Here is a 17,689-nt window from a genome sequence, read left to right as displayed (position 1 = left end):
GATATGGTCTCATGCCTGCACCCGCTTCCAGAGCATGGTGAAGGTGATGACCGTTGCGATCATCATCAGCACCGCCATCGCCGAGGCGTAGGAGACCTTGCCGGACTCGATGAAGCCTTGCGAGAAGGCGTACATGTCGAGCGTTTCGGTCGCCACGCCCGGACCGCCGCGGGTCATCACATAGATCAGGTCGAAGGAGCGCAGCGACTCGATCATCTTGACGAACATCAGGCTGATCAGCGGCGCCTTGAGCATCGGCAAGGTCACATAGGCGTGGATCTGCCAGCGTTTAGCATGGTCGAGCCGGGCCGCCTCGATCGGCTGCGGCGGCAGCGTTTCCAGGAGCTTCAGCACGATGACGGCGAAGAACAGGCCCCATTGCCAGACGTCGACCGAAGCGACGGCGAACAGCGCCGTCGACGGCTTGGACAGCGGATCGAAGATCAGCCCACCGGTCAGCAGCCGGTAGGGGTAAGTGGCGATGCCGTAGAGCGGATGGTAGGCGAACTTCCAGACGAAGGCCGCCGAGACGCGCGGCAGCAGGACCGGGATGATGAACAGCAGGCAATAGACGTTGCGAAGGCGCGGCGAGGCGACCTCGAACATCAGGACGCCCAGTCCGATGGCGACCGTCATCGTCGCGATAACCGTGACGAATTCCCATTTCACCGACACCCAGACGGCGTTGAGAAAGCGGCGGTCGACGAACAGGTCGGCGAAATTCGAGAACCAGACATAGGAATAGGCTGTCGAGCTGAGTTCACGGTTCTGCAGGGCGATGACGACCGCGTAGAGCGTCGGCACCATCGACAGCACCAGAAGGATGGCGAGTGTCGGCACGACGAAGGTGACCGGCAGGGATGAGCGTCGCGGCATCTGTCTAACCTCTGCTGCGTCTCGAACGATTGAGCATGACTGACCTTTCGCGCGAAGGCTGGCTCAAACCGCAATGATGAACCAAGACCTGCGGCGCACAGGTTCCGGCGCTCCACCGAATGCCGTGGACCGCGCGCCGCAGGGGGAGGATGGCTTATTTCTTCACCAGCTCGTTGGCATAAGCCTCGAGTTCGTTGAGGCCGCCCTTGATATCGGTGCGGGTGCCGGTGACCAGTTCCTCGAGGATGATGCCCCAGCGGTCGCCGAGATCGGGCCAGCGCGGGTCCTGCCAGAAATTGACCGCCGTGACCTTGCCGGTTTCGGCCAGTGCCTGGCCGAGATCGGCGCCGTAGATATCGGCGAATTCCTTGCTGGCCAGGATGCTGGTGCGGTTCAGCTCGCCGAACTGGTGGGCGTCGAGCCGGCGCTTCTCGTTTTCCTTCGATGTTGCCCAGGCGATGAACAGGCCGGCGCATTTCTTCGACGCGTCGTCGGCATTGGCCTTCGTCGCGATGGCGAGGCCATGGCCGTAACCGCCGCCCGGCAGTGGCGACGGCGGCGGCATGAAGCCGATGTTGCCGACGACCTGCGAGGTCTTCGGATCGACCGCCATGCCCGACAGCGGCGTCGATTCGACCAGGATCGCGACCTGGCCCGACAGGAAGGCGCCGGTCGATTCATCCCAGCTGCCGGTCTGCGTGCCGGGCGCCGAATCCTTGAACAGTTTCAGGTAGGTCTCGGTCGCCTTGACCGCGGCATCCGAATTGAAGGCCGGCTTGTCACCGTCGAACCACTGGCCGCCATAGGCCTTGAAGAAGGGCATCCAGCGCCAGACATTGGCGCCCGAACCGCGCGCGCCGCGCAGCGCGATGCCATACATGCCCTTGTCCGGATTGGTCAGCTTCGGCACGTCGGCGATCAGCTCGTCCAGCGTCTTCGGCGGCTGGATGCCGGCGGCCTCCAGCACGTCCTTGCGATAGACCATCAGGTCGCCGCCGCCGGTCAGCGGCGCGAACCAGACCTTGCCGTCATAGGTGGCGACCTTCTGGCGGCCGGGGTCGAAGTCGGCATAGTCGTAGTCGGCCGGATAGTAGTCGGCCAGCGGCACGATCCATTTCGAGGAAGCGAACAGCGCGACATTGGCTTCGTCGACATAGTAGACGTTGTAGTTGCCGACCGTGGACGCGTCGGCGCGCGATTTTGCCCGGCGGTCGTTCTCGTTGAGGTAATCGATCTGGAAGCCGGCGCCGGCAAGCTTCTCGAACTCGGCCTTGGAGTCCTCCAGAAGCGTCAGGCCGTCACGTGGCTGCGCCAGCACCTTGACCGGCGCCGAGCAGACCGGCGCCTGCGCTAAAGCGATGGTTGAAACGGTAGCGGAAAGCATGAAAGCTGCACCAAGGCTGGCAGCGAGCCGAATTGGTTTCATTATTTTCTCCTCCAGGAACACGTCGCAGGAAGCGGACGTCCTCGGGTTGCGCGATCCTCACCATCGCCCGAGCGACTTGCCACCCATCGCCAAAATGCGGAGTTGCAGCGGCTCGCGCTAGAAGCTCCGTTGCAGAAGACCTGTACTTTTATGCATTGTGCGACGCAAAAACCGGCATCCGGTTGCGCCCAATCTCACATGAGTATCGATCGGACTCGGGGGCGGTGGTTTTTAGGGCGTGCTTACGCGCGCATCGCCAGCCGCTGCCGCGACAGCTTGCGATAGGATGACGGCGTCATCTTGTGCTTGCGCATGAAGGCGCGGTTGAAATTGGAGATGTTCATGTAGCCGACCTGGAAACAGATGTCGGTGATCGGAATATCGGTATCGGCCAGCAGCTTGCAGGCCTGCCACAGCCTCAGCTTGGCAAGGTGGTCACTGAAGGAATTGCCGGTGTTCTTCTGGAAAAAGCGCGAGAATGTGCTCTCGGTCATCCCAGCGAGCGCCGCCACATCAGGCAGCTTCAGATCCTCGGCGAAATGCTGGAACAGATAGGTCAGCGTGCGCTGGATGATGTCGAGCGAGGCGGCATCCAGAACAGGGGAGAAATCCGGCGAGGACAACAGCTCGTATTCGTCGGTCCTGGCGAGGAGATCGACGAGGTTCAGGAACAGGCAGAACCTGGTTAGCCCGCTGACCTCCCCCATCCGTTCCATCAGCTCGGCGCCTTCCAATGCCGTGCGGCCATGAAAAACCATGCCGCGCAGCGACCGCTCCAGGAACGGCTCCAGTTCGCGCAGTTCGGGCAACAGGCCAGCCGAGCCGCGCAGCCTCTCGGCATCGAACTGGAGGACGATGTCGCGGCCTTCGATCAGCTCGCCCGGCTGCACCGCCGTCACCCAATCATGCGGCAGCCCGCCGCCGACGATGGTCAGATAACCCGGCCCGAACTCGCCGATGTGGTCGCCGACCAGCACCACACCGGAGGATTTTCGCAAGAGGTGGATTTCGTACTCCGGATGGAAATTCCAGACATTGCGCTCCCAGGGATAGTCGTCCAGCCGCCACAGGAAACTGTCGCTCGCCTCGGTGACGATATGTTCGAAGGCCGGCGCCGTGCGAAGCGTCGCAACCGGATTCCTTCTGCGCCTGAACTGCATCCTGCCTCCTGCAAATTTGGGTTCCGTGGCACCTCGCTCGTCCTTGCAATGCGTAGCAGCCTTGAGGCCATGTGTGAAATGGGCCGTCGGAGAGCGTCGGTCACGAGGCTTCAGCGTCATCGGCGATCCGACTGGATCAATCTGTTCCCGCCCCTCCTCCCTTGCCTTCATGTCGCGTTTCGTACAAAAGCTGACGTAAACGCCGCGAAACCGAAGGTCTCGCCGTTTGCAATGCGGCTTCCGGCTTTTTTGCCGATGCGCCGCAACCTTGAAAGAGCGGAATAATGTCTGCGATCGAAGCCGGCGCTCGCGCGCCGGAAAATCTTTGGCTTCAGGAAATCAGGGCGACTTTGGCGCTCGCCTGGCCCATGGTGCTGACCAATCTCGGCCAGACCGCCATGACGGCCACCGACGTCATGATGATGGGCAGGCTGGGGGCGGACACGCTGGCCAGCGGCGCGCTTGGCGCCAATCTCTATTTCATGCCGCTGATCTTCGGCCTCGGCCTGATGCTGGCGACCTCGCCGATGATGGCGACCGAGCTCGGCCGCCGCCGTCATTCGGTGCGCGACCTGCGCCGCACCGTGCGCCAGGGCCTGTGGCTGGCGATCCTCATCTGCATTCCGATCTGGATCTTTCTCTGGCACGGCGAGAACGTGCTGCTCGCCATGGGCCAGGAGCCCGCTCTGGCGCATAGCGCCGGCATCTACCTGCGCTGGCTGGAATGGGCGGTGCTGCCCTTCTACGGCTATATCGTGCTGCGTTCGTTCATCTCGGCGCTGGAGCGGCCGGGCTGGGCATTGATAATCGTCTTCGTCGCCGTCGCCTGCAACGCGCTCTTCAACTGGGTGTTCATGTTCGGCAATCTCGGCGTCCCGGCCATGGGCATATCAGGCTCGGGCCTTGCCACCTCGCTGTCCTCAACGCTGATGTTCGTCGGCATGGCCGCCGTGGTGATGTGGGAGAAGAAGTTCAGGCGCTATCATCTGTTCGGCCGCTTCTGGCGGTCCGACTGGCCGCGCTTCAAGGGCCTGCTACGGCTTGGCCTGCCGATCGCCGGCATCCTTGCTTTCGAGGTGACGATCTTCAATGCCGCGGCGCTGCTGATGGGCCTTATCGACGCGGATTCGCTTGCCGCGCACGCCATCGCCATCCAGATCGCCTCGATCTCCTTCATGGTGCCGCTCGGCCTCAACCAGGCGGTGACGGTGCGCGTCGGGCTTGCGCATGGCGCCGGCAATCCGGAAGGCGTCTCGCGCGCCGGCTGGACCCCCTTCGTCATCGGCGTCTCGTTCATGGCCTTGATGGGCCTGGTAATGATCCTGTGGCCGCATCTCCTGATCAGCGCCTTCATCGATCTTGCAAACCCCGCCAATGCCAGGGTGATCACGCTTGCCGTATCGTTCCTGGTCTTCGCGGCCCTGTTCCAGGTCTTCGACGGCGCGCAAGCGGTTGCCGCCGGCATGCTGCGCGGCCTGCACGACACCAAGGTGCCGATGATCTATGCCGCCATCGGCTATTGGGGCGTCGGCCTGCCGTTGGGCGTGCTGCTCGCCTTTCCTTTCGGCTTCCACGGCGTCGGCATCTGGATCGGGCTGTCCAGCGGACTGGCGGTGGTGGCGGCGCTGCTTCTGGCGCGCTGGTTGCGGCGGGATCGCCTGGCGCCGCCGCTGGTGGTCGGACATTGAACGTAACCGGTTGCCTAAATTCTGGTGGCCGGTTGCTTTGCCGGCTCAGTGCCCGGCCGCACGCTTCTCCAGCCGGCGGGCGTATTGCGTCAGGGGAAAGCACATGAGGAAGAAGATCAGCGCCACCAGCCCATAGACCTTGAACGGTTCGAAGGTCGCGTTGTTGATGGCGTTCGAGGTTCGCACCAGCTCCTCGAAGCCGATGATCGAGGTCAGCGCCGTCGACTTGATGAGCTGCACCAGAAAGCCGACCGTCGGCGCGCGGGTGATCGAAAACGCCTGCGGCAGGATGATCAGCCGCAGTTCCTTGCAGATAGTGCAGGCCGAGGCTGGCGCCGGCATCCCATTGTCCTCGCGGCAGCGCGTCGACGCCGGAGCGCCAGATCTCGGCCAGATAGGCGCTGGCGAAGAAGGTCAGGCCGAGCACGGCCGCCGTCCATGCCTCGATGCGGAACCCGAGCATCGGCAGGCCGAAGAACATCAGGAAAAGCTGCATCAGGAGCGGCGTTCCCTGGAACAAAGCAATGTAGCCGGAGGCGAGGCGCCGGGTCCATTTGTTCTTGGCGATCCTGAAGAACAGCACGATCATGCCGACCACCGCGCCGCCGACGAAGGCGGCCAGCGACAGCAGCACCGTCCAGCGGGCGGCAAGCACAAGATTGCGAACGATGTCCCAGAAAGTGAACTCGATCATGCTACGCCGGCCCCCAAGGCACGGCGCCCGCCTGTGACCAGAAGCCTCCGCAAGGCCATCGATAGAAGCAGATAGACCATCGTCACGACGAAATATGTCTCGAAGGAGCGGAAGGTGCGCGCCTGCAGCATGTCGGCCTCGTAGGTGAGCTCGCGCACGGCGATCTGCGACACCACGGCGGACTCGAGCATCATGATGACGATCTGACTGGTAAGCGCCGGATAGATGACCTTGAGCGCCTGGGGCAGCACGATCTTGACGAACACCTGACGCGGCCGAAGGCCAAGCGCCAGCGCTGCTTCGGTCTGTCCGTGCGGCACGGCGTCAAGCCCGGCGCCGACGATCTCGATCGTATAGGCCGCCATGTTAAGCGTCATCGCCAGCATGGCGGCCAGAATGGGATCGAGCCTGATCCCGAGGCTGGGCAGGCCGAAGAAGATGAAGAACAGCTGCACCAGGAACGGCGTGTTGCGCATCACTTCGACATACCAGGCGATGGCCTGGCGAAGCAGCACGGGGCCGTTTCGCCGTCCCGCGGCACCCAGGATGCTGAGCAACGTTCCCGCCAGCGTGGTCACGACGATCAGAAGGATCGTCGTGGCGGCGCCACGCGCGATGTCAGCGGCGGCAGCCGGAAGCCAGCCGAAGGTCACGGAGGTTCAATCCTTGAGGTTGTCGGGATTGAGCGGCGTCTTCAGCCAGGCTTTCGAGCTTTCGTCCAGCTTGCCGTCTGCCAGCATCTTGGCAACGGCGTCGTTGACCGCCTTCTTGAGGCCGTCCTCATTCTTGTTGAGGCCGATATGCGAGGGCGAGGTCAGAAGCTGGAACTTCTGCTCGGGCTTGAGCGCATCCTGCTTGGCCAGCACCTGCGCGCCGACATCGTTGCCGACGACCATGAGCTGGGTCTGGCCGGAAATGAAGGCCTGGATCACCGAATTGTAGTTGTCGAAGCGCTTGATGTCGGCCGAGGCGGGTGCGGCCTCCGTCAGCGAGGTGTCTTCGAGCGTACCGCGATTGACGGCGATCGACTTGTCGGCAAGGTCTTGCTTGCCCTTGACCGCCATCGCCGCCGGACCGATCACGGCGATGTAGTAGGGTGCGTAAGCGGCGGCGAAGTCGATCACCTGCTCACGCTCCTTGGAGTAACCGACGCTCATCAGTATGTCGACGCGATGGTCGTTCAGGTACGGGATTCGGTTCTGGCCGGTGACCGCAATGGGATTGAGCTTCACCTTGAGCGTGTCGGCGATGTACTGCGCGACATCCATATCGTAGCCCTTGAGGCTCATGTCGGCGCTGGCCGAGGAGAAGGGCGGGAAATCGGCGAAGACACCGACATTGACGGTGCCGGCCTTGGTGATGTCAGCCAGCGCGTCGGCATTGGCGGCCTGTGTGGCGAGACCGAGTCCGGCAGCGCCCATCACCAGGATGGCGGCGATGGACGAGTTGAGTGTCGAGTGGATTGTCATTGTTATTCCCCTTCTGGAAGCTTTGTTCGTTTTCCGTCGGCCGCCGGCTCCAGCGCGACGGCCGCCTTTGCTTTTGCTGAACGTCAGGCGCCCTTGCTTGTAACGGCCGGGCTGAACACCATCAGGCTCAGTATCTCGAACAGCACCTGCGCGCCGGCATGCGCGGTGTTGGTGGTGGCGTCATATTGCGGCGCCACCTCGACGACATCGCCGCCGACGATGTTGAGGCCTTTGAGGCCGCGCAGCAGTTCCAGCACTTCCCGCGTCGTCAGCCCACCGACTTCCGGCGTACCGGTGCCCGGGGCGAAGGCCGGATCGACGCTGTCAATATCGAAGGAGACATAGGTCGGGCCGTCGCCCACGATCCTGCGCGCCTTCTCGATGATGGCGGGGATGCCAAGGCCGGTTACTTCCTCCGCATGGATCACGGTCATGCCGGACTCGTAGGTGAACTCCCACAGATATTCGGCCGAACCGCGGATACCGATCTGAATGGTGCGCGTCGGATCGAGCACGCCGTCGAGCACCGCGTTGCGGAATGGGCCGCCGTGGTGGAACTTGGTCATGTCGAACAGGCCGCTGGTGTCGCAATGGGCGTCGATGTGGATGAGGCCGACTGGAGCCTTTTTGCCGACGGCCTTCAGGATCGGATGGCTGATCGAATGGTCACCGCCGACAGACAAGGGAATGACGCCGGCATCGACGATCTGGTTGGTACGGCGCTCGATGTCCTCATGGCTGGTTTCCAGCCTATAGCGGCTGCGGAACGGCGTGTCGCCGATGTCGGCAACCCGAAGCTCATGCGTCGGCGCGCATTCCAGCACATGATTGTAGGGGCCAATACGCTCAATGGCGCGCAACGCCCGCGGCCCGAAACGCGAGCCCGGCCGGTTGGTGACGCCGAGGTCCATCGGCACGCCTGTCATCGCCACCTGCAAATCGCCGAAATCCGGATTGTCCGCCGATATTTCACGATAGGGCGCGGCCAGGAAGGTCGGAATTCCGGAATAGGGTGCGAGCCGCGTGCCCGACTTGGAGAAGATCTTGTCGGCGACCTTGCGGAACTTCGGATCGAACATCTCGCCGCCATGGCTCTCGCCATATTTGCGCCGCAGCGCGTCGAGCTTGCCCCGATCGTAACCCATATCGCTCCTCCTGGGTGATGCAGTGTGCCGTGGGCAGGCGAGCCGGCCACCATCCGGCCGGGCCGCTGTGTCCCGCTGGCCGCCTGCGGATTTCACGTCTTGATGCTGTTCCGGGCCAAAGTGTCCGGCAGCCGCATTGAAAAAGCAATTGATATTGTTAAGGTGTTTTCTGTGAGAAAATCTCACAATTAACCCGCCGAGCACGATGGCCAAACGCCTGCCGCCCCTCAACCCGCTGCGCGCCTTCGAGGCGACGGCGCGCCATGCCTCGCTGACCAAGGCGGCGAGCGAGCTGAACGTTACGCATGGCGCCGTCAGCCACCAGATCAAGGCGCTCGAGCAGTCACTCGGCGTCAAGCTGTTCGAACGCGTCGGCCAGCGGGTCAAGCTGACGCCGCATGGCGCCGAACTTTTGCCGGCGGTGTCGACGGCCTTCGAAGGCATTGCCGCCGCCACGCAGCGGTTGACGCGGCCGGCGAGCAGCGGCGCGCTTTCGGTATCCTGCGTGCCGGCATTGCTGCTTTTGTGGATGACGCCGCGGCTGGGCAGCTTCACCGCACAATATCCCGACATCCAGCTGACGCTCATCCCCTCCAACGATCCAAGAGACATCCGTGCGCCGCATGTCGATGTCTGCGTACATTATGGCGACGGCAGCTGGGCCGATTGCTGGATGCGCAAATGGTCCGGCCTCGAACTGTTTCCCGTGGTCAGCCCGACCCTGATCAACAACCGGCCGATCCGCGGCGTGAGGGACCTTGCCGACCACGTCTTCCTGCATGGCGACGACGGCCGCGAATGGCACACCTGGCTGGCCGCCGCTGATGCACTGGACCTGGAGCGCGGTCGCCGCCATCATTTGGGCGATGCGCGCATGGCGGCGGAGGCCGCCGTGCACGGCCATGGCGTGGCGCTGGGTGACTCGGTGACGGCAAGCGCGCTGCTGGCCAGGGGCATGCTGGTCGCGCCGTTCAGCCTTTCGGTGCCGGCGGTCGATGATTTCTATGTCGTCTGCCGCAACGAAATGCGGGCGACGCCGATCGTGCAGGTGTTCATCGACTGGCTGTTTGCCGAGAAGGCGCAGGATGACGGCCGCGCCGATGCCCCCGTCGCGGGTCGCCTTGTCACCCGCCGCAAGCGCCCGGCGCTCAAGGTAATGGGCAGCAGACCCGCGGGCTGATGTCGGCCCGTGCCCGCCAAACGCAGGTCTTTCTTTTTTGTCGGGCCAGCCTGAAACCGGGCAGCGCTTTTGCCAATTCGATGCTATGAGGCCTGTCGCGATCATGGGCGTCAGGCAGCGAAGGCGGTAACGAGACATGGCCAGGACCGATATTGCGCGGCGCGTCTACAACCATACCTGGAAACTCGACCCGATCGTGCGCAGCCTGCTGGACACGGATTTCTACAAGCTTCTGATGCTGCAGATGATCTGGGGCATGTACCCCAAGGTCGACGCCACCTTTTCGCTGATCAACCGCACCACTTCGGTGCGGCTGGCCGAGGAGATCGACGAGGGCGAGTTGCGCGAACAGCTTGACCACGCCCGCACCTTGCGCTTCTCCAAGAAGGAGATGATCTGGCTGGGGGGCAACAATTTCTATGGCCGCAAGCAGATCTTCGAGCCGGAATTCCTGGCCTGGCTCGAAAATTTCCGGCTGCCCGACTACGAGCTTTCCAGGCGCGGCGGGCAGTATGAACTCTCCTTCAGCGGCCCGTGGATGTACACCACGCTGTGGGAGATACCCGCACTCGCCATCATCAACGAATTGCGCTCGCGCGCCGCCTTGCGGTCGTTCGGGCCTTTCACGCTCGACGTGCTCTACGCCCGCGCCAAGGCCAAGATGTGGGCCAAGACCGAACGGCTGAAGGCGCTGCCCGGCATCCGTATTTCCGACTTCGGCACGCGCCGGCGCCATTCCTTCCTGTGGCAGCGCTGGTGCGTGGAAGCACTGAAGGAAGGCATCGGCGAGGCTTTCACCGGCACCTCCAACGTGCTTCTGGCCATGGACAACGACCTCGAGGCGCTGGGCACCAACGCGCATGAACTGCCGATGGTGCTTGGGGCGCTGGCCAATTCGGAAAAGGAATTGAAACAGGCGCCCTACAAGGTGCTGCAGGATTGGCAGCGCTACTATGGCGGCAATTTGCTGATCGTGCTGCCCGACGCCTTCGGTACGGCTTCCTTCCTGCGCGACGCGCCGGATTGGGTGGCCGACTGGACGGGCTTTCGCCCCGACAGCGCGCCGCCGATCGAGGGCGGCGAGAAGATCCTGTCCTGGTGGCGCGAGAAGGGCAAGGACCCCAGGCAGAAGCTGCTGATCTTCTCCGACGGGCTCGAGGTCGAGACCATCGAGGAGACCTACCGCCACTTCAAGGGCAAGGTGCGCATGTCCTTCGGCTGGGGCACGAACCTGACCAATGATTTCGAGGGCTGCGCGCCTACGGCGACCGACAGCCTCGACGCCATATCGCTGGTCTGCAAGGTCACCGAGGCCAACGGCCGGCCAGCGGTCAAGCTCTCCGACAATCCGTCCAAGGCGACGGGCGACCTCAAGGAGATCGAGCGGTATCTGCGCATCTTCGGTGAAAAGGACCGGGTGGAGCAGTTGGTCAAGGTGTGAGGGCACCACCGGTGCTTCCGGCATCGCCATACGAGACGGCAAAGTCGGATAGGCTGAGTTCCTTGGCGCCCCCCTCTGTCCTGCCGGACATCTCCCCCTCAAGGGGGAGATCATGCTGTCATCTTCGTCTTCGCGAACCTCCGGCGTTGCAAGGGAAGCGCCGACAGAGAAACCGCCAATCTCCCCCCTTGAGGGGGAGATGTCCGGCAGGACAGAGGGGGGCGCCGTAGAGTGCCCTCGTCGGTCATTAGCATCTTTGCCTATCGCTCTATTGCTCCTCTCACCCACCCCAGCCTTCGCCCACGCCTCGGACCGCGGCCACGTCCTGCTTCTCCCGACCGGCTATTACCTTGTCGGCGGCGCTTTCGCCGTGGCCGCCAGCTTCCTCGTGCTGGCGCTGCTGGCAGCGGATCGGCTCGAACGTTTCTGGCGGCGGCGCCTGCCACTGTTCACACTGGGTGATGATGCCCGCACCGCTGCCAGCCTGATATCCTTTGCCGGCTTTGCATTCCTCATCTCCGCCGGCTTTCTCGGCAGCCGCGATCCGCTCTCCAACCCGCTGCCTCTGGTGATCTGGACACTGCTGTGGGCCGGCTTCACGCTGCTGCAAGGTTTCCTTGGCGATCTCTGGTCCTGGCTCAATCCCTGGTACGGGCCGGTGCGTCTCCTGTTGCGTCTGACCGGCAGAGGCGATGAAGCGGCCTGGCGCCTTCCGCCATGGCTCGGCTGCTGGCCGGCTGTCGTCCTGTTCTTCGCTTTTGCCTGGTTCGAACTCATCGATCCGGCGCCCGACGATCCGACGCGGCTGGCCTGGGCCGCCGGCCTCTACTGGTTGTTCACCTTGCTGGCGATGCTGTTGTTCGGTTATAGGGCGTGGGCCAGTAGCGGCGAGTTCCTCACCGTCTTCTTCTCGATGGTGGCACGCTTCGCGCCGGTCGTGCGCGACGAACGCGGCCGGCTCGCGCTATGCTGGCCGGGCGCCAAGCTGCTGACCGCCGCGCCTTTGCCGGCAAGCGGCGTGGCCTTCCTGCTGCTCGCCCTGTCCTCGGTTTCCTATGACGGCCTGTCGAAGACCTTCTTCTGGCTGGGCCTGTTCGGCATCAATCCGCTTGAATTCCCCGGCCGCACGGCGGTGATCGGCAGCGGCAGTTTCGGCCTCGTCCTGACATTCATGCTGCTTGCGGCGGTCTTCCTGCTTGCCGTGGTCGTCGGCCAGAAGCTCGCCGGCGAAGGCCACAGGCTTGGCGAGGCGACGGGACTGCTGGTCTGGTCGATCGTGCCGATCGCGCTCGCCTACCACATCGCGCACTACCTGACGGCGCTGCTGGTCGACGGCCAGTATGCGCTTGCGGCACTGTCCGATCCGTTTGCGCTCGGCTGGAACCTTTTCGGCACCGCCGACATGCAGATCGAAGCCGGTATCGTCGCCGGCGCGGGCTCGGCATGGTGGCTGTGGAACATCCAGGCCGGTGCCATCATTCTCGGTCATCTGCTTGCTGTGCTCGTCGCCCACGGCTTCGCCGCACGCCTGCATCCGGTTCCCGCCCGCGCCGCGCTCAGCCAGTTTCCGCTCACCTTGCTGATGATCGCCTACACCGTCTTCGGCCTCTGGCTGCTCGCCACGCCGACCGTTGGCTAGACGCGGTGGAAATAAACCGGGATCCCCCTGGGGAAACGGCATTGCCGTGTCCGGACTTTGGTGATTTAGTTTGTACACATGCAATTTCGGCCGTCCGCAGGAAGCGGTCTGCTACGTTCCAGCCATTGGTCAAAACTCAAAAACAGGGGAACTGCCGTGACTGACAAGAATGGGTTTTTCGATCTCTCCAAGGCCGGTCTCACCCGCCGCACCGCGCTGAAGGGTCTGGCCGCCGGCGCCGGCCTGGCGGTCGCGCCCGGTTTCGTCCGCTACTCCCAGGCGCAAAGCTCCGCCCCGGTCAAGATCGGCTTCCAGTCGCACCGAACCGGCATCGGCGCCGCCTATGGCCGCTGGTACGAGAAGACCACGGCCGCGGCGGTCAAGGCGATCAACGCGGCCGGCGGCATCAATGGCCGGCCGGTCGAGGTCATCATCGAGGATGACGGCACCGATCCCGGCCGGGGTGCCGAGGTGGTTGGCAAGTTCGCCACCCAGCACAAGACCGACATCGTCTTCGGCACCTTGTTCTCGCATGTCGTCATCGGCTCGGCACCCGCCGCCGGCGAAGCCAAGATGCCCTATTTCGTCGTCAGCGAAGGCCACCATGTCGCCTCGACCAAGCTCAACCGCTATGTCTTCCAGCCCGGCATCACCGACGTGAAGAGCCAGATCCAGTCGATGGCGCCGTGGATCGCGGCCAATGCCGGCAAGAAGGTGACACAGATCTTCCCCGATTTTGCTTTCGGCTACGACCACCGCGACTACCTCCCGCCGGCGTTGAAGGCGCAAGGCGCAGAGGTCATCGCGCAAATCGCCATTCCACCGACGGAGAGCTCCTTCACCAAATACTTCCCGCAGATCCCTGCCGAGACCGAGGTGATCTACCACGTCATGGTCGGCCCGGCGGTGCTCACCTTCGTCAAGGAGCTTGGCGAGTTCTACGGCTCCAACCGGCCGCAGCTGTTCGGCTTCATCGATTCGCTCGAAGCAGTCGACATCAACAGCCCCGGGCTCGAATTCCTGGATGGCAGTCATTTCTGGGAGGGCTCGCCGCGTTATGCCCAGGCGGACGATTCCGAGGCGCAGAAGGCCTATCGCGCCGCCGTCGGCATCGACGACAATGGCGCGGCCATCGGCGACCCCAAGGATGTCTCCACCGCCGCGCACATGTTCGGCTGCTGGGAGACGCTCTACGTCGTCAAGAAAGCGATGGAAGACGCCGGCTACAAGGGCCCGGAAGACCGCGCCAAGCTGGTCGAGGCGACCGAGGCGCTGACCGAATTCGCCGAAGGTCCGGAGCATCCGCAGGGGCCAAAAACCTTCAACGGCAAGATCCACCAGTGCTTCGGCATCCAGAACATCTCCAAGGTCGACGGCGGCAAGCTCAAGGTGGTGCACAAGACCAAGATCGAGGACGGGCTTTACGAGGCCGAGGGGGATTATACGACGCAGGCGTTATAGGCCGGCTCAACAGCAAGCGTGAGCGCCAAGCCACCCCCCTCTGTCCTACCGGACCCGGCCCTTCGCTGTCGCTCCGGGCGTTCGTCGTTCGGAAAGCCAAGCAATTGGCTTTCCGTCCGCTGCGCGGACCACTTCTCACCCCCCTCAAGGGGCGCGATTGCGCTATCGGTGAGTGCCTAACCCATGCATTTCGGACCCCACCTCCTCCTTGCCGCCCTCGAAGGGCTCGTCACATCCGCCGTGCTGGCGCTGACCGCGCTTGGGCTGTCGCTGGTGTTCGGCGTGATGCGCGTGGTCAACGTCGCGCATGGCGAGTTCTTCATGCTGGGAGCCGTGCTCGCCTGGGCGATCACGACTGCGATCGGAGGCCATCCGGCGCTCGGGTTCCTGGCGGCACTTATCATCGCACCGCTGGTCGTCGGCGCCCTTGCACTGGTGGCCGAGCGGCTGGTGCTGCGCCGGCTGAACTACAATCCGGAAGCCACCATCGTCGCCACCATCGGCATGCTCTACATCATCCAGCAGCTGGCGCTGACCTTCTATGGTCCGGAAGCGCGCCCGGTAGAGCCGCCCTTCAGCTATCGCATCCTTCTGCCGTGGTTCGGCTATTCGGGCTACAAGCTGTCGATCATCGCGGCATCCGTCCTTCTGCTCGTGGTGACATGGCTGGTGCTGACGCGCACCAGGGTCGGCCTCGTCATGCGTGCCACGCAGTATGACAGCGAGACGGCACAGGCCTTCGGCATCCCTGTCGATCGTGTCTATGGCGGCGTCTTCGCGCTCGGCGCCATGCTCGCGGCCATTGCGGCGGTGCTGATCGTGCCGATCAGCCAGGCGCATTACCTGATGGGGCAGGATCCGCTGCTGCTGTCCTTCATCGTCGTCATCATCGGCGGCCTCGGCTCGTTGCGCGGAACCGTCATCGCCGCCGTGCTGATCGGGCTGTCGGACGGCATCATTTCGGTGTTCTTCTCGCCGACGCTGGCCAAGATCATCGCCACGCTGCTGGTCGCCATGGTGCTGGTGTTCCGGCCGCAGGGCCTGTTCGGGACGGCGACGCGATGAGCGAGACCTCGCCGGCAAAAGCCTACGGCTTGCATCTCGGCGTCATCGCGCTGCTTTTTGTCCTGAGCTTCGTGCTGCCGGACTATCATCACGGCCTCGTCGCCCGCATCATGGTGCTGGCGGTCTTCGCCATGGGCTACAACATGCTGTTCGGCTATGTCGGCCTGCTCAGTCTCGGTCATGCCATGTTCTTTGCCGCCGGCCTCTACGGCGCCGGCCTTGCCGTCATCCAGCTTGGCTGGAGCGTGCCGGCGGCTTTGTTGAGCGGTATCGCCTGCGGCGCGGTGCTGGCACTGGTGATCGGGCTGCTGGCGCTGCGCACTACGGGTGTCGCCTTCATGATCGTCACCATGATGTTCGCGCAGGTCTTTTACCTCCTCATCCTCTATTTTGCCGCGTGGACCGGCGGCGACCAGGGCATGGTGGTGCCGCAGCCGGCACGCGTCCTGAATTTCGGCGCGACGTCGCTCGATCTCACCAATCCGACGGTGCGCTACATGAGCGCGCTGGCTCTGTTCTCGCTCGTGCTTCTGGTCACGCTGGCCGTCGTCCGCTCCCGATACGGCCGCGTGCTGGTCGCCATCCGCGAGAACGAGGAACGGACCAAAATGCTGGGGTACGACACCTTCTCCAACAAGCTCGCCGCCGTGGTCGTCTCCGGCGCCATCTGCGCGGCGTCGGGCGCTGCCTATGCGCTGCTGTTCGGCTATGTCGGCTCGAGCTTCGCCTCGGTACAGTACTCGATCCTGCCGCTGCTGTGGGTGCTGCTCGGCGGCGCCGCCACCACGCTCGGACCGCTGATCGGCACGCTGTTCATGTACTATGTCATCGACGTCACCAGCGGCTTCACCTCCGCCTACCTGTTGATCGTCGGCGTCGCGTTGATCCTGCTGGTGCTGTTCTTCCCGAAAGGCATTCTGGGCAGCATCCGGCAGCGCTGGCTCGGATGGCTGCCATGACGCCGCTTCTGACCACCAAAGGCCTGTCGCGCAATTTCGGCGGCCTGCGCGCCGTCGACAGCGTCGATTTCACCTTGGTGCCGGGCGAAATCCGCGCCGTCATCGGCCCCAACGGTGCCGGGAAGACCACTTTCGTCAGCCTGATCAGCGGCCGAATCCCGCCCTCGTCCGGATCGATCGTTTTCGACGGCTCCGACATCACCGGCCTGCCGGCCTATGTCAGGGTCCGCCAAGGCATTGCCTACACGTTCCAGATCACCAGCATCTATGCCAACCTGTCCGTTTACGCCAACGTCGCGCTGCCAGTGCAACTGACGCTACGGCATGGCCATTCCAAGAGCGCGATACAGGCCGCTGTCATGTCGGCGCTCGCACGCACTGGGCTGGCCGACCGCGCCCATATGCCGGCCGGTCAATTGTCCTATGGCCACCAGCGCCTGCTGGAGGTGGCGATGGGCCTGGCGCTGAAGCCGCGCCTGCTGATCCTCGACGAGCCGACGCAGGGGCTCGCCGACAGCGAGATCGACAATTTCATCGCCCTGGTGCGCGAGATCGCCAGGGACGCCACCGTGCTCCTGATCGAGCACAACATGCCTGTCGTCATGCAGCTTGCCGACCGCATCACCGTTTTCAACGCCGGCAAGATCCTGGCAGAGGGCACGCCGGAGGCGATCCGCGAAAATGCGGCGGTGCAGGAAGCCTATCTGGGGACCGCCCCATGACCGAGACGAGCAAGACGCAAGCGTTGCGGATCGCGGGACTGGACTGCTTCTATGGCGAAGTTCAGGTGCTCTATGGGCTCGACCTGGCGCTGAACAAGGGCGAGGTGCTGTGCCTGTTCGGCCGCAACGGCGCCGGCAAGACGACGACGCTGAAAGCCATCATGGGGCTGGTCCGGGCGAGTGCCGGTTCGATCAGCCTCGCAGGCCAGGAATTGACCGGTCTGGCCGCCCACGAGGTGCCTAAAGCCGGCATTGCCTATGTGCCGCAAGGCAGGCGGCTGTTCGCCGAAATGACGGTGGCGGAGAACATCGAGATCGGGCTGATGGCGCGCGGCAAGGGGAAGGCCGTGCGCGAAAACGTGCTCAACCTGTTCCCGCTGCTGCGTCAGCGGCTCAGGCAGCGCTCGGGCACCTTGTCGGGCGGCGAGCAGCAGATGCTGGCCATGGCACGCGCGCTCTGCCTGGAACCGCAGGTGCTACTGCTCGACGAGCCGACCGAAGGGCTGATGCCGTCGATGATCGCAAAAATCCGCGAGACGGTGGCCAAGCTGCGCGAACTGGGCGTTTCCACCATCCTGGTGGAGCAGCGGGTCGATGCCGTGCTGTCGGTCGCCGACCGCGTCGCCTTCATCGAGAATGGCCGCAACCGTGAGACGGTCGACGTAGAGGCGTTGCGCGCCGACCCGTCGGCGGTCAGGCGCTATGTCGGCGTAGGCTGAGGATTTGCCCTCCCCTTGTGGAAGGTAAGGGCCTGGCGTCCTCGC

General features: G+C 63.8%; 15 protein-coding genes and 1 pseudogene. 9 read left to right on the top strand and 7 right to left on the bottom strand.

What is annotated here, in order from left to right; genetic code table 11:
• Positions 1-9 precede the first annotated feature (9 nt).
• The 3 genes from ACIU1A_RS29280 to ACIU1A_RS29270 all read right to left on the bottom strand — a co-directional run bounded on the left by ACIU1A_RS29280 (position 10) and on the right by ACIU1A_RS29270 (position 3,462).
• Positions 10-876 carry a carbohydrate ABC transporter permease gene (locus tag ACIU1A_RS29280; protein WP_404925915.1) on the bottom strand — a complete coding sequence of 289 codons (867 nt, stop codon included), beginning with the start codon at positions 874-876 and terminating at the stop codon, positions 10-12.
• 154 nt (positions 877-1,030) lie between these two features.
• Complete coding sequence (locus tag ACIU1A_RS29275; RefSeq protein ID WP_140491369.1) at positions 1,031-2,302, bottom strand: ABC transporter substrate-binding protein; 1,272 nt, start codon at positions 2,300-2,302, stop codon at positions 1,031-1,033.
• Positions 2,303-2,544: 242 nt separating this feature from the next.
• The gene (locus ACIU1A_RS29270) at positions 2,545-3,462 is read right to left on the bottom strand and encodes an AraC family transcriptional regulator (protein WP_140671575.1); all 918 of its coding nucleotides are present in this window, start codon (positions 3,460-3,462) and stop codon (positions 2,545-2,547) included.
• A 284-nt stretch (positions 3,463-3,746) separates the two neighbouring features.
• Between ACIU1A_RS29270 and ACIU1A_RS29265 the strand changes: the two genes are divergently transcribed.
• A complete protein-coding gene (locus ACIU1A_RS29265) occupies positions 3,747-5,150 on the top strand; it encodes an MATE family efflux transporter (RefSeq protein WP_404925914.1) in 1,404 nt (467 codons plus the stop codon).
• Between the two features lie 45 nt (positions 5,151-5,195).
• On the opposite strand, the pseudogene ACIU1A_RS29260 reads toward ACIU1A_RS29265, so the two are convergent.
• The 4 genes and pseudogenes from ACIU1A_RS29260 to speB all read right to left on the bottom strand — a co-directional run bounded on the left by ACIU1A_RS29260 (position 5,196) and on the right by speB (position 8,458).
• Positions 5,196-5,844, bottom strand: a pseudogene (locus ACIU1A_RS29260) (amino acid ABC transporter permease).
• Positions 5,841-6,497: an amino acid ABC transporter permease gene (locus tag ACIU1A_RS29255; protein WP_404925913.1), complete on the bottom strand. Its 657-nt coding sequence runs from the start codon at positions 6,495-6,497 to the stop codon at positions 5,841-5,843. Before ACIU1A_RS29255 ends, ACIU1A_RS29260 begins: the two are co-directional and overlap by 4 nt.
• Before the next feature lie 6 nt (positions 6,498-6,503).
• Positions 6,504-7,313 (bottom strand): transporter substrate-binding domain-containing protein, encoded by an 810-nt coding sequence (locus tag ACIU1A_RS29250; RefSeq protein WP_404925912.1) that lies wholly within the window; start codon positions 7,311-7,313, stop codon positions 6,504-6,506.
• Between the two features lie 83 nt (positions 7,314-7,396).
• Positions 7,397-8,458 carry an agmatinase gene (gene speB / locus ACIU1A_RS29245; RefSeq protein ID WP_404925911.1) on the bottom strand — a complete coding sequence of 354 codons (1,062 nt, stop codon included), beginning with the start codon at positions 8,456-8,458 and terminating at the stop codon, positions 7,397-7,399.
• Positions 8,459-8,663: 205 nt separating this feature from the next.
• Between speB and gcvA the strand changes: the two genes are divergently transcribed.
• From gcvA to ACIU1A_RS29205, 8 genes are all read left to right on the top strand, one after another.
• Positions 8,664-9,638, top strand: coding sequence for a transcriptional regulator GcvA (gcvA, locus tag ACIU1A_RS29240; RefSeq protein ID WP_404925910.1), 975 nt, complete (start codon positions 8,664-8,666; stop codon positions 9,636-9,638).
• 136 nt (positions 9,639-9,774) lie between these two features.
• Positions 9,775-11,079 (top strand): nicotinate phosphoribosyltransferase, encoded by a 1,305-nt coding sequence (gene pncB, locus ACIU1A_RS29235; protein WP_404925909.1) that lies wholly within the window; start codon positions 9,775-9,777, stop codon positions 11,077-11,079.
• A 199-nt stretch (positions 11,080-11,278) separates the two neighbouring features.
• Positions 11,279-12,718, top strand: a complete 1,440-nt coding sequence (locus ACIU1A_RS29230; protein ID WP_404925908.1) for a hypothetical protein — start codon at positions 11,279-11,281, stop codon at positions 12,716-12,718.
• A gap of 156 nt (positions 12,719-12,874) precedes the next feature.
• A complete protein-coding gene (locus tag ACIU1A_RS29225) occupies positions 12,875-14,179 on the top strand; it encodes an ABC transporter substrate-binding protein (RefSeq protein ID WP_404925907.1) in 1,305 nt (434 codons plus the stop codon).
• A 183-nt stretch (positions 14,180-14,362) separates the two neighbouring features.
• A complete protein-coding gene (locus ACIU1A_RS29220) occupies positions 14,363-15,244 on the top strand; it encodes a branched-chain amino acid ABC transporter permease (RefSeq protein WP_140897857.1) in 882 nt (293 codons plus the stop codon).
• Positions 15,241-16,203, top strand: a complete 963-nt coding sequence (locus ACIU1A_RS29215) for a branched-chain amino acid ABC transporter permease (RefSeq protein WP_140554620.1) — start codon at positions 15,241-15,243, stop codon at positions 16,201-16,203. The genes ACIU1A_RS29220 and ACIU1A_RS29215 overlap by 4 nt, the downstream gene beginning before the upstream one ends.
• The gene (locus tag ACIU1A_RS29210) at positions 16,200-16,925 is read left to right on the top strand and encodes an ABC transporter ATP-binding protein (protein WP_140897855.1); all 726 of its coding nucleotides are present in this window, start codon (positions 16,200-16,202) and stop codon (positions 16,923-16,925) included. The genes ACIU1A_RS29215 and ACIU1A_RS29210 overlap by 4 nt, the downstream gene beginning before the upstream one ends.
• Positions 16,922-17,644, top strand: coding sequence for an ABC transporter ATP-binding protein (locus ACIU1A_RS29205; protein WP_140628679.1), 723 nt, complete (start codon positions 16,922-16,924; stop codon positions 17,642-17,644). The genes ACIU1A_RS29210 and ACIU1A_RS29205 overlap by 4 nt, the downstream gene beginning before the upstream one ends.
• Positions 17,645-17,689 lie beyond the last annotated feature (45 nt).

Origin of the sequence: Mesorhizobium maamorense, from assembly GCF_044998965.1 — a bacterium.
Classification (GTDB): domain Bacteria; phylum Pseudomonadota; class Alphaproteobacteria; order Rhizobiales; family Rhizobiaceae; genus Mesorhizobium.
The sequence above is the reverse complement of the archived record's forward strand: the minus strand, read 5'-3'. Positions and strand labels throughout refer to the sequence as shown.

Bases quoted from the DNA above. Each gene is read 5' to 3' on its own strand.
- pncB (WP_404925909.1), top strand. From the start codon at position 9,775: ATGGCCAGGACCGATATTGCGCGGCGCGTCTACAACCATACCTGGAAA.
- ACIU1A_RS29265 (WP_404925914.1), top strand. From the start codon at position 3,747: ATGTCTGCGATCGAAGCCGGCGCTCGCGCGCCGGAAAATCTTTGGCTT.
- speB (WP_404925911.1), bottom strand. From the start codon at position 8,458: ATGGGTTACGATCGGGGCAAGCTCGACGCGCTGCGGCGCAAATATGGC.
- ACIU1A_RS29280 (WP_404925915.1), bottom strand. From the start codon at position 876: ATGCCGCGACGCTCATCCCTGCCGGTCACCTTCGTCGTGCCGACACTC.
- ACIU1A_RS29275 (WP_140491369.1), bottom strand. From the start codon at position 2,302: ATGAAACCAATTCGGCTCGCTGCCAGCCTTGGTGCAGCTTTCATGCTT.
- gcvA (WP_404925910.1), top strand. From the start codon at position 8,664: ATGGCCAAACGCCTGCCGCCCCTCAACCCGCTGCGCGCCTTCGAGGCG.
- ACIU1A_RS29205 (WP_140628679.1), top strand. From the start codon at position 16,922: ATGACCGAGACGAGCAAGACGCAAGCGTTGCGGATCGCGGGACTGGAC.
- ACIU1A_RS29210 (WP_140897855.1), top strand. From the start codon at position 16,200: ATGACGCCGCTTCTGACCACCAAAGGCCTGTCGCGCAATTTCGGCGGC.
- ACIU1A_RS29250 (WP_404925912.1), bottom strand. From the start codon at position 7,313: ATGACAATCCACTCGACACTCAACTCGTCCATCGCCGCCATCCTGGTG.
- ACIU1A_RS29270 (WP_140671575.1), bottom strand. From the start codon at position 3,462: ATGCAGTTCAGGCGCAGAAGGAATCCGGTTGCGACGCTTCGCACGGCG.
- ACIU1A_RS29215 (WP_140554620.1), top strand. From the start codon at position 15,241: ATGAGCGAGACCTCGCCGGCAAAAGCCTACGGCTTGCATCTCGGCGTC.
- ACIU1A_RS29220 (WP_140897857.1), top strand. From the start codon at position 14,363: ATGCATTTCGGACCCCACCTCCTCCTTGCCGCCCTCGAAGGGCTCGTC.
- ACIU1A_RS29230 (WP_404925908.1), top strand. From the start codon at position 11,279: ATGTCCGGCAGGACAGAGGGGGGCGCCGTAGAGTGCCCTCGTCGGTCA.